Genomic DNA, 10873 nt, shown 5'->3' on the forward strand with positions numbered 1-10873 from the left:
GCCCAGGCGTGTTGACCTTGAGATATTCCTCGCCATAGCCCTGCGTGGTGAGGTTCTCGGCCGGGATGCCAAAGGCATTGGTGAGCGCCTCGGCAACGGCTTCGGCACGACGATCCGAGAGGGCAAGATTTGCCTCCGGCGTGCCGACGGCGTCGGTGTGGCCTTCGATCAGGAAGGTCTCGGCCGGGTTCTTCTTGAGCAGTTTTTCCATGGCGCTGGCAACGCCATCGAGCTTCTGCACTTCGGTGTCGGAGATCGTCGCCGAGCCGAAGTCGAAGTTCAGCGTATCGAGATCGATACGCCGAGCGATATCGCGCACGCGGGCCGACCGCTTCACCTCGTCGATCGAGTAGAGACGCTGCACCCTCTCCACCGGCGGCTGCTCGAGGAAGGTATAATACTCGTCGGGATCCTCGACTTCCTCCGAATCCAGTATGTAGTCCCGTCGCGGGATGGTGAGCCGCATCGGCGGCAGTTCGTCGCCGGGATCGCGCCACTCGTCGACATCGTTGTAGTAGCGCTCGTCGACATAGGTCAGCACATATTCGCGGCCATCCGGCGTAATGCGCGATCGCCGGATGACGTCGCCATTACGATTGCGGATGGTGATGATCCTGACGCCGTTGTCGCGCTCGACGATTTCGCGGGTGCGGCCGCCGGAGAGATCCTCGTAGTAGACATCCCTGGCGCCGCGGGTGATGCGAGGCGCCTCGTTGCTTTCCACGAACGTCTGGTTGTTGAACTGCAGGATCACGCGGTCGCCGAACTGCTTGACGACATCCGCGCCCTGCGGCCGGCGACGCTCGCGCACGATCTGTTCCGGCGTAAGCTCGATGCGCTTGCCTTTCTCCTGGTCGACCGGGACGATCCTCTCGGGCTTGATCGCCTGCTGCGCCGACTTGTCGTCCGAGGGCGGCGGGCCCTGATCGACCGGAGCCGGCTGCTGCGCCTGCTCGCCGCCTTGCTGTCCGGCCTGGTTGGCGTTCTGGCCATTGCCGGCTTGGCCGTTGTCGTTCTGGGCGCCACCATTCTGGCCACCGCGACGCTTGCGGAAGGCATCTTTCTGGCTGTCCAGAACCGGCGCTTCGTTGGGATTGGCGGTTTCACCCTGCGCGGCATTGCCGCCGGCGGCCGGTTGGTTGTTGTTCGCGGGCTGATTGCCGGTGACCGGCTGTTCACCGGTGACAGGCTGCTGCTCGCCGGTCGTGGGCTGGCCGGTCTTGGTTTGTTCGCCGGTCGCGGGCTGCTCACCCGTCGCCGGCTGTTCGGCCGTCGGTTTCTTGCCGCGCTTCTTCCTGTCCTGGGCCTGTTCGCCCTGGACCGGCTGCTCGCCATTCTGCAGTGGCTCGGCCTGCGGCACAGGCTCACCCGCCGGCGCCAGCTTTTTGGCCGGCTCGTTGGTCTGCGTCTGCTCGGCCGGGGCGGTCTCGCCCTGCTGGTTCTGCTTGTGCCTCTTCTTGAACTGGTTGCCGCCTTGCTGATTGTCGTTGGCGGGGGCGGCCTGGTCGGTCGGCGCGACCTGATCGCCGGCCTGGCCGGCGGGCTCGCTCTGCTGCTGATTGTGCTTGCGCTTTTTGCGGCCCTGGTTGCCTTGCTGCTTGTCACCGGCAGCCGGCGCCACCTGTTCCGTGGGCTGCTGGTCGGCCGGCGCAGCCTCGATCTGCTGCTGCTGATCGCGTTTCTTCTTGCGCGGCTGCAGTTGCTCGGTCGCGGGTGCGCCACCCTGGTCGGCCGGCGCGGCCTCGATCTGCTGTTGCTGGTCGCGCTTCTTGCGGGGCTTGAACTGCTGCTCGTCGGTCGCGGGCTGGCCGCCTTGATCGGCGGGTGCTGCCTCAATCTGCTGCTGGTCGCGTTTCTTGCGCGGCTTGAACTGCTGCTCGGCCGGGGCTTCCCCGGACTGGGCATTGTCCATCTGCTGCTGCTCATGCCGCTTCTTGCGCGGCTGTTGCTCGGTCTCGGCAGGTGCTGCCTGCTCGGCTGCCGGCGCCGATTCGCTTTGCTGCTGCTCGCGCTTCCTCTTCTTCGGCTGTTCGGCTCCGCCCTGCGCGCATTCCTCGGCCGACTGGCCTTCGGCGCAAGCGGCCTGAGCCAATATCAACGGTGCGCCGTGCAGGCCGCCGGAAGCGACACCCCCCTGCAGCGGGTACGCGCCCAACGGCGCGGATGCCATAAGCAGACCGATTGCCGTGCCCGCCAGAATCCGTGGTTGGCGTTTCATATCATTTTCTCCTAATGGGGTCCCATCCCTGCCCAAACTTTCATCAGCCGCAATTGGTTCCGTTACAGGGCATTGACGCCAGCCAAGGATGTTCGGCCGGCCTTTTGAAGGCAATTTCGTGTCTTTCTAATGTTGATACCGGGTCACTGGGTCAGCAGCGCTTGACCGGGAGGCCGCGGAGGGCCAAATCCACCCCCATGACCGCGCCATTCTGGAAAACCAAGACGCTTGAGGCGATGACCCCGGCCGAGTGGGAATCGCTTTGCGACGGCTGCGGCAAATGCTGCCTGTCGAAGCTCGAGGACGAGGATACGGGCGAGATCTTCTGGACAAGCGTTGGCTGCCGGCTGTTCGACGCCGAAAGCTGCCGTTGCTCCGACTATGCAAACCGGCTGACAAGGGTGCCCGACTGCGTCGGGTTGACGCCGCAGAACGTGCGCACCATCACCTGGCTGCCCAAGACCTGCGCCTACCGGCTGATCGCCGAGGGCCATGATCTCTATTGGTGGCACAGGCTCGTTTCGGGAAGTGCTGCGACCGTGCATGAAGCCGGCATTTCGATCCAGGGCCGGGTGAAGGCCAAGGAAACCGATCTGGCCGAGCCGGACGACTATTTTGATTATATATTGGACGATGAACCGTAGCCGGTTCGCATCCTGATGACGACCGCTGAGGGGCACTTGTGGCGAGGAACGACGCCCTGCGGGTTCGCGTTTAGAACCCTGAACGGCACTTTTCACGGGGAGCGACGAACCCTGGCGGGTTCGCGTTTAGAACTCCTGGGGTGGCGTTTTTGAGTGCGAGCGACGAACCCTGGCGGGTTCGCGCTTATATGAACCGGACATGAACGGCCGGTTCGCGGAAAGTTCAGGTGCAAAAAGGCATTTTCCAATGATCGGTTCTACGGGCGAAAGCCCACAACAAGGAGAGAAGACAATGTTCAACCAGATCAAGACGGCAGCCCTTTCGGCTATTGTCGGGCTTGGCACCTTGGCCGCCATCCCGGCGCATGCGGACAGCCTCTATCTCGGTTTCGGCAACAACCAGGATCCGCGCTTCGGCGTCTATACGGGCGACGACGACGGCTACTACCGCCGCGATTGGCGCCGTGACCGCGGCTGGCGCGGCTGCTCGCCGGACCGCGCGCTCGACAAGGCCGAGCGCATGGGCCTCCACCGCGTCCGCATCGTCGACGTCAGCCGCCGCACGGTGAAGGTCGTCGGCCGCCAGTATGGCGACCGCGTCGTGGTTGTGTTCGCCAACGAGCGCGGCTGCCCAATCATCTATCGCTGAGGTTGAGAGGGCGATCTGCGAGGATCGCCTATCAGCCTCTCACGATGAGGCGTGGCTCGAAAAAGCCCCGGAGGAAACGATCCCCCGGGGTTTTTTGCATGGTGGCGGCGCGCCTGCGGCGTGCCGGCCGATCGTTACTTCAGCTCGAAGGTGACCGTGACCTGGACGTTGTAGGAATTCTCGCCAGCCTGCACCGGGACGGCCGAACGGGCCGCGTCGAATGATTTGGCCGCCATCGGCATCGGCGCCGGCGCGATATTCTGGTCGGTGATCTCGAGCACCTTGCCCAGGCTGACGCCGGCCGCTTCGGCGAGTGTCTTGGCCTTCGCCATCGCATCGGCGACAGCCTTCTTGCGCGCCTCGGTGATCGTCGCCTTCGGATCGTCATTGGTGAAGGCGATGCCGCCGCCCCGGTTGACGCCGAGCGATACCGCCTTGTCGAGGATCTCGCCAGTCTTATCGACGTCGCGCACGCGCACCGACAGCGTGTTGGTCACCTGATAGGCGACGAGCTCGGCCTCCTGGCTGCCGTCGGCCTTGTTGGTATAGTTGTAGCGTGGGTTGATCTGGATGCCCGCCGTCTGCAGGTCGCGCTCGGCAATGCCGGCGGATTTCATCGCCGCAATGACCGCCGCCATGGCGTCGTTGTTGGCGTCGAGCGCTTCGCGCGCGCTCTTTGCCTCGCGCATGACGCTCAGCGAAAGGATCGCCATGTCGGGCGCCACCGTCGCTTCGCCTTCGCCGGACACGATAATGCGGGGTGGGGGCTGCGTGTCGGCGGCGCTTGCCAGCGCCGGGAATGCGACTGCGGCAGCGAGCGCGATAGGCAAAAGATGTCTGGTCATGAAAACTCCTCGAGGTCTGCGATCCGACGCTCCGCGCCGCATCTGCCTCGACCCCGCAAAAGCGTCGATACCCGGCAGCGCGGCGCAAGGGCCGGACCTGTTTCGCGCCATAAGGCGCAGGCCGCTCTACGGCTCGAATATGGGCTGATTTTGGCATTTTGCGCCAGCGCTTTCGAAAGCCCTGTGCGAAGACAAGAAAAACACTAAGCCAGCCCGCGCGGGGCCTGTAGCTGATGGTTAGAGCCGGTGGCTCATAACCGCATGGTTGGGGCTCGAATCCCTCCGGCCGGGCGTTACCTTACGCGGTTCGCCAGAGATGAGGCCGACGGCTATCGGCTTCTTATTGGTTCATTGTGGAACATCCTTGGGGATCGCTTGTTAGCCAAGCAGCAGGTTTCACCTCTGGCCGTGGTGCTCGCACGGCCATGTGCTCTTGACGATGGTGTTCGATGGCCAATGACATCCCAGGAAAGAAAGCGCGCCAGGGTGGCCGCGGACTTCCGGTTCTTGCCGTTTTGATCTGCGCACTGGTGCTGGCAGCGATCGCATGCGGCGTTGCCGAGATTTATGGTGAGGCGGCAAAGACGCCTGCGACCGAGGAGAAGCCAGCGCCACAGGAGAATAGTCAGGCGCCCTCATCCTCCAGCCCGAACCCCGCGGAAACCGATCCTGCAAAGTCCAAAGCTGACAATATGAACGTGGCCCCCGTTGATCGAAATCCAGAGGTGGACAGGGACCCAACACCTCGATCCAGCACGGGCGGTGATCAGCCGGGCAAGCAACCTTCACAGCCCGCCTTGCAGTAAGCCGCTCCGCCTTGGGTCCGCCCGAGAGCCGCAGTCATGGGCAGTTGGCACCGCTCTGGGTCCAGAGTGGGCGCTTGTTTTTCTGTGCCAGAGACGAGGCAGGCGCGGTTCTCTACCTGCTATACTGTTTCCGCAGCATGGACGAGCCAAGCCGGTGGGCCGCTCACGAAGTGCGTATATAGTCTTTTTGACGGATGACTACCAATAAAACAGGGCGCCTGGTAACCCATGTTGCGTCACCAACAAGATCGGGGAGCCGTGACACGGCCCGCTGCCTTGTCGGAGGTGCAGACTTCGCCGGCGGTGGGCCGATCGCATCTCAGGCAGCAGGGAAGGCGCGCCATAGCCAGCCAGTAATGTCGACAGATAAGTTACGTGACGGCACCTGTTAGACGGCGTAGCTGGCGCCGCTCTCGTCTTCTGCGACAGCCTCTATCCAATATTGATTGTTGGGCTCGGCCCGCAGAAGCCTGAACATCCCCGTTTGTCCGTCCACTACGAGGTCAAGGAAGGCGTTGGCGGTCTCGACCATGCCGATCGTACGGGCGGCTTGCAGATCCAACGTGGCGATGCCGGGAAACCGACAGCGAAGATTGGTTAGAGCTGACAGCGATCCTCGCGAGGACCGACCTGCGTCGTCAATACTTATCGCGGCCCAGGAATTCGTCTGCGCCAGCTCTTGCGTGAGCTTGTCCGGCGGCGTTGGGCGAACCGCTAATCGACGCATGTGGCAACACTCCTCGATGACGGACGCCATTCGGCCAAAACCTGCCAGAAGCATTGACCGTGCTGGCTTTGTCGGTGGGCACTCCGTTCGCCACCAACCGGGCCGATCGAGCGCGGGATGATCGAATGCACCTTCCTTCGCGATTTGGCTCACAGCGCTCGCGATGATGGTCTTTCTCGGGCTCGCGTCCCGCACGTCGAAGGCTCCGCTCTCGTAATAGCCCTTTTGATGCGCCAGCATCGAGTTCCAGTCGGTGGCCCCGAACAGTGACCAGGCAGTGATGGCGCGTATGTCGGCTCCGTCGTGCCTCGCCGCCTTGGCTTCCTGCCATCCCTCGATCAGCCACCGCAACTGTTCCTCACGCGTGCATCCGTTGTGCAACTCGGTGACGGCGATTGGCCTGCGGTAGCGATCCCAAATTTCCTTTAGCCGGAATCGTAAACGTGCGTGGTCGCGCATCTGAGATCGCACCGCCGCGATGTCGACATAGGCGTCGATGCCATTCCCCCCAGTCTGCTCGTCTGGATACCGCCGGAGATCGTCGTCGAGCAGGCGGTCGCTCGTCAGGTAGTAATCGATCCCAATGACATTGGGGGGGCAAGGGTCCGCGCTCAGCTCGTCGAGATGACGGCGGTCCACGCCCGCGTCAAGTAAGCGCCCGTGGAATGGATGGTCGTCGTCAACCAGGCCGCTCAGCAGATCAAGCGCCAGCCATCGCCGCTCGTTTTCATAGTCGGCCTGGTAGCGGAGGCGGGGCGTGGAGAACACCCGCCCAAAATCTTCGGTCTGGACAAGTTGCGCACCAGGTATGTGTTCTCGGATTGCCTTCATGGCCAGCGCGGTTGCGCGACACTGCGCGACGGTCAATCGGAAGCAGGTTGCCTCGCAGGTGCCATGCGGATGCCAAAGTCCATAGAGGCCGCTTATGCGCGCCGTCGTCAGTGGCTCGTTGATCGGCGTGAACATCTCCAGCCAGGGATAACGTTGCGCCACTTGCCCGGCATACCTGGCCAGCAATTCGGGGAAGTCCGGATCAAGCACATGGGTCGATTTCGGTCCGCTGCCATGATGGACCAGCCCCGCGATCGGCCTCACGCCAAGCCTTCGCAATTCGTTGAGACGCGCGTCCGGCCACCGCCAGTCGCTCGAACCATCGCCCTCGACCAGTTCCCAGAGCACGGGGTATCGCAAGGTCTTGATACCCATCTCGGCTATGAGGCTGAGATCGCCGGCACGGTCGAAATGGCCGGTCTCGCGGAGTTGATCCCGGGTCCGCTCGCGCAGGCGCACGACGCTGCATTCAACGCCGCCCCAGATTTCGAGACTATCGCTCAACTTGCAGCTCCGGGTCCGGCATCATGGCGGTTCGTTGTGTGCGCAACATTAAGCATCGCTGCGCAGACGGCATCTAGACGGGCATCGCGAGTGCCGATTGCGGTGCGCGATCTGAGGCTGGGATAGTCTTCTGAATACGGGCAAAAGTGGCCAGGGCCTGCCCTACAACCTGGTCCATGTTGTAGTAGCGGTACGTCGCCAGACGGCCGACGAACCACACGTCAGGGCAATTGTCAGCGAGCGCTTCATATTGTTTGTAGAGAGCCTCGTTTTTCGGCCGCGGCACGGGGTAATATGGGTCGCCGATATCTGTCGGGTATTCGTAGGTGAGGCTGGTCCGGATATTCCTCTGGCCCGTCAAATGCTTATACTCGGTGATGCGGGTATAGGCTTCCGTCTGCGGATAGTTCACCACGGCTACCGGCTGAAATTGCTCGCATTCGAGGGTGACATGCTCGAAGCGCAATGATCGATAGGGCAGGCGGCCCAGCTTCCAGTCAAAGAATTCATCAATCGGCCCGGTGTAGATCAGCCGCCGGAAGGGAATTCGCTCTCGGACCTCGCGATAATCGGTCTGCAGCATGATCTTGACGTTGGGATGGTCCAACATCCGTTCGAACATGCGCGTGTAGCCGCCGGCCGGCATCTGCTGGAAGCTGTCGCCGAAATAGCGATCGTCGCGGTTCGTTCTTGTTGGAACGCGAGCCGTCACGGACTTGCTCAACTGGCTGGGATCGACCCCCCACTGCTTTCTAGTGTAGCCGCGGAAGAATTTCTCATAGAGCTCCCTACCGACGGTGCTGACAACCACATCCTCGGCGGTACGGATTTCGCCAACGGTTTCACGACGCGACGCGAAGAACTCTTCCAGCTCTGCCGGGCTTAGCTCGAGACCATATAGATGGTTGATCGTGTCGAGGTTTATAGGAATCGGCAGAAGCTTGCCGTCCACGAAAGCGAGCACACGGTGCTCGTAAGGGCGCCAGCTTGTGAACTGCGACAGATAGTCGACGATCGACTGGGCGTTCGTATGGAATATATGCGGTCCGTAACGATGGATGAGAATTCCGGCTTCGTTGTAGCAGTCATACGCGTTTCCGCCGATGTGACTCCGACGGTCTATGAGGAGAACGCTTTCGCTTCGTTGCGAAGCGATCCGTTCCGCGAGAACGCTGCCGGCAAAGCCTGCCCCGACAATCAGCCAGTCGAACATGGTCACGCGCTCCTGCGGAAGGGCACGACCTTCTTGCTTGCACTGGCTTTCTTGATGTGGGCGGCCATGGCATCCCATGTTCGCTGCCAGGACATGTTGGCCAAATAGGCATCAACCGCTGGCAGGCGCATTTCGCGCGGTTGCGCCAGCGCGGAGCGCAGTTTGGCCTCGATGTCTTCGGGGTCCGCGATATCGACGAGGCCGGCGGCAGCGTAGCTTCGCACCACATCGACAATCGCAGTCGACACCACGGGCAGGCCGGCGGCAAGGAATTCGGGAGTTTTCGTGGGGCTGATGAAGCGTGTCGCTTCGTTGAGCGCGAACGGCATCCACCCGACATCCCAATGCCGGAGGTAGTCGGGCAGATCCTTGTAGGCTTTGCTGCCGAGCCAGTGCAGGTTGTTTGCCCTCGGCAGGATGTCCGGATCGATCTTGACGACCGGACCAAGCATCACGAAGTGCACGTCTGGCATCGTGCTGGAAGCCTGCGCCACGAGATCGATATCGAGGCGCTCGTCGATAACACCGAAGAAGCCAACCCGAGGATGCGGGATTGTGAGTTGATCCGCCGGCTCCTCGCCGGGCGCCCTCGCCTTGTGAAAGTGGTTGACGTCAATGCTGCTGGGGAAGGGATAGATCGCCCGATGTTGGCAACGCTTCGCTTCGAACAGGCTTAAGCCGCCCGTGAAGACCACATCGGCGCATTCGAAGAGCGCCCGTTCCAGCAACGCAAGCTGGGCCGGCGCATTCTTGAACGCCGCAAGCTCGTCCATGCAGTCATAGACGCGCACGTCGAAGTTGACATGCGCGCTGAAGCGCAGCGCCATCGGGGTATAATACCAGGCAGTCAATTGGGCGTGCGGCGTCGACGCGATGATCCGGTCCAGATATCTGCGCTGGATCGCATCGGCTCTGGCGGGGCTGGTGCCGATCGGGAGCAAAGGGGTCGCTACCCGAATGCCCGGCGCAGCGTCGCAAAACCGAATGGACGAGTGGGAGCATTCTTCAAAAACGGGCTCCTCGAAGTAAACGATTTGGTGCTCTCTCGAGGCATGCGTGAGAATGTGCTGCGGACGTTGATAGACGAAATTCCATCGCAAATGGGAGAAGCATATCAATAAATCTTGCTCTTTTCTGGTTTTGATTTTGGCTGGTATTCTTATCGCCGCGTCCATATAAGCTTTTCCCTGGTGACATTGCGGTTTATACTGCGAATAACATTTGTTAATCGCGAGATGCAGGAAGCTATTCCTGCCGCATGTCTAACTGTCGGCTGATTAACTTGTTCCAGCCAGCGAGCGATATGCAGGCGGAGTGCCGGCCAGAGCGTCTGGCATCTCAGGCTGCAGCTTTCTGGGGACGGCCGCTCGGGTGCCGCATTTTCGTTGAATGAGCAGCTAGAATATTCGGTGGCTTAAATTGATTCGTCGGACCGACGCCAAGGGCGTTTAGCGGCCGACAATCGCTGGGGCAGACAGATGAAGATCGAGTTCGAGACGAATGTGTTCCCGTTGTTTCACCCGCAAGCGGTGGACGATCTCAAGGACCCGTGCCCGGTTTATGACGGCCGGCTTTGGCATGTATTCGGATCGAGCGGCACGGTGACAAGCGAGACTTGGAAGATTCTTCACGCCACGGCGCCGGAGTTGCACGGACCGTGGACGGAGCACGCGCCGATCGAGCTTCCGGTCACCGGCTCGGGCGTCGCGGCGCCGGGTGTAGTCCACGAAGACGGCGTCTTCCACATGTTCATCCAAACCGAGTTCATGAAATCCGGCGGTCGCTGTGAACACGCGGTGTCAAATGACGGGTTCAACTGGGTTGTGCTCAATCCGGCAATTCTGTCCGTGCCGGACACGGATGAAGACGGCATCTACGACCCGCACCCCGCTCTCATCGGCGGAAAGCGCTACCTCGTTTATTCCGGCATGCCGAAATTCACCCGCGTGCCGCAACCGGACATCTATCTGTCCCGGAGCCAGTCCGATTCATGGTTCGGGCCTTGGAAGCGCTTGGGCAAAATCCTGGACCACAATGACATTCCCCATCACAACACGCGGGACGACCCCGACTACGAATGGGGGATTGAAGGTGCCCAGTTGGTGGAACTTCCAGACGGCCGCGTGCTCCTCAACGCCACCTGCTTCCTTCCGAACGGACAGCGGGGCAGTCGGCAGCGGGTGTTTTTCGCCATCGCCAACACCATTGCCGGACCTTACTCCTCGATCGGGCCGGTGCTCGATCCGGGCGGGCCTGGAGAAAACGGCCATTCGACTGTGATGATCGAGGGCGACAGGCTGACCCTTTTCTACCAGAGTCGCGTGTCGGCGACCAACCATCGCTGGCGCTACGGGTTGGCGAGTTTCGACGTGTCCCAGCTTTCCAAGGCGGCTTGACCCGCTCGTCGCGAGCCTTCCTCGACCACCCTTCCTACAC

At 61.7% G+C, this 10873-nt stretch carries 9 protein-coding genes; 4 read left to right on the plus strand and 5 right to left on the minus strand.

All coding sequences use genetic code 11. The features are described from left to right. Positions 1–2218, minus strand: a 2218-nt coding sequence (locus EOA24_RS14610; RefSeq protein WP_127409878.1) for an OmpA family protein, incomplete at its 3' end; no start/stop codon positions are given. A 197-nt stretch (positions 2219–2415) separates the two neighbouring features. Here EOA24_RS14610 and EOA24_RS14615 point away from each other — a divergent pair. Both EOA24_RS14615 and EOA24_RS14620 read left to right on the plus strand, forming a co-directional pair. Then, on the plus strand, positions 2416–2862 hold the full coding sequence (locus tag EOA24_RS14615) for a YcgN family cysteine cluster protein (RefSeq protein WP_095817408.1): 447 nt from the start codon (positions 2416–2418) through the stop codon (positions 2860–2862). Between the two features lie 292 nt (positions 2863–3154). Continuing rightward, the gene (locus tag EOA24_RS14620) at positions 3155–3511 is read left to right on the plus strand and encodes a hypothetical protein (RefSeq protein ID WP_126081782.1); all 357 of its coding nucleotides are present in this window, start codon (positions 3155–3157) and stop codon (positions 3509–3511) included. A gap of 134 nt (positions 3512–3645) precedes the next feature. Here the strand turns inward: EOA24_RS14620 and EOA24_RS14625 are convergent, their stop codons facing one another. Next, positions 3646–4356, minus strand: coding sequence for an SIMPL domain-containing protein (locus EOA24_RS14625; RefSeq protein WP_126081781.1), 711 nt, complete (start codon positions 4354–4356; stop codon positions 3646–3648). 449 nt (positions 4357–4805) lie between these two features. Here EOA24_RS14625 and EOA24_RS14630 point away from each other — a divergent pair, with 449 nt between their 5' ends. Continuing rightward, entirely contained in the window at positions 4806–5162 is a 357-nt protein-coding gene (locus EOA24_RS14630) for a hypothetical protein (RefSeq protein WP_126081780.1), read from the plus strand. A gap of 388 nt (positions 5163–5550) precedes the next feature. Here EOA24_RS14630 and EOA24_RS14635 read toward each other — a convergent pair whose 3' ends face one another. The 3 genes from EOA24_RS14635 to EOA24_RS14645 all read right to left on the minus strand — a co-directional run bounded on the left by EOA24_RS14635 (position 5551) and on the right by EOA24_RS14645 (position 9612). Beyond that, complete coding sequence (locus EOA24_RS14635) at positions 5551–7224, minus strand: family 1 glycosylhydrolase (RefSeq protein ID WP_126081779.1); 1674 nt, start codon at positions 7222–7224, stop codon at positions 5551–5553. Positions 7225–7297: 73 nt separating this feature from the next. Further along, positions 7298–8437 carry a UDP-galactopyranose mutase gene (gene glf / locus EOA24_RS14640; RefSeq protein WP_126081778.1) on the minus strand — a complete coding sequence of 380 codons (1140 nt, stop codon included), beginning with the start codon at positions 8435–8437 and terminating at the stop codon, positions 7298–7300. Between the two features lie 2 nt (positions 8438–8439). Then, a complete protein-coding gene (locus EOA24_RS14645) occupies positions 8440–9612 on the minus strand; it encodes a glycosyltransferase (RefSeq protein WP_126081777.1) in 1173 nt (390 codons plus the stop codon). Between the two features lie 303 nt (positions 9613–9915). Here EOA24_RS14645 and EOA24_RS14650 point away from each other — a divergent pair, with 303 nt between their 5' ends. Further along, positions 9916–10833 (plus strand): hypothetical protein, encoded by a 918-nt coding sequence (locus EOA24_RS14650; protein WP_126081776.1) that lies wholly within the window; start codon positions 9916–9918, stop codon positions 10831–10833. The last annotated feature ends 40 nt before the right edge of the window (positions 10834–10873 follow it).

Source organism: Mesorhizobium sp. M2A.F.Ca.ET.039.01.1.1, assembly GCF_003998035.1.
Taxonomy (GTDB): Bacteria; Pseudomonadota; Alphaproteobacteria; order Rhizobiales; family Rhizobiaceae; genus Mesorhizobium.

Coding starts and splice junctions, on each gene's coding strand:
- EOA24_RS14620 (WP_126081782.1), top strand. CDS start 3,155: ATGTTCAACCAGATCAAGACGGCAGCCCTTTCGGCTATTGTCGGGCTT.
- EOA24_RS14630 (WP_126081780.1), top strand. CDS start 4,806: ATGGCCAATGACATCCCAGGAAAGAAAGCGCGCCAGGGTGGCCGCGGA.
- EOA24_RS14625 (WP_126081781.1), bottom strand. CDS start 4,356: ATGACCAGACATCTTTTGCCTATCGCGCTCGCTGCCGCAGTCGCATTC.
- EOA24_RS14645 (WP_126081777.1), bottom strand. CDS start 9,612: ATGGACGCGGCGATAAGAATACCAGCCAAAATCAAAACCAGAAAAGAG.
- EOA24_RS14650 (WP_126081776.1), top strand. CDS start 9,916: ATGAAGATCGAGTTCGAGACGAATGTGTTCCCGTTGTTTCACCCGCAA.
- EOA24_RS14615 (WP_095817408.1), top strand. CDS start 2,416: ATGACCGCGCCATTCTGGAAAACCAAGACGCTTGAGGCGATGACCCCG.
- glf (WP_126081778.1), bottom strand. CDS start 8,437: ATGTTCGACTGGCTGATTGTCGGGGCAGGCTTTGCCGGCAGCGTTCTC.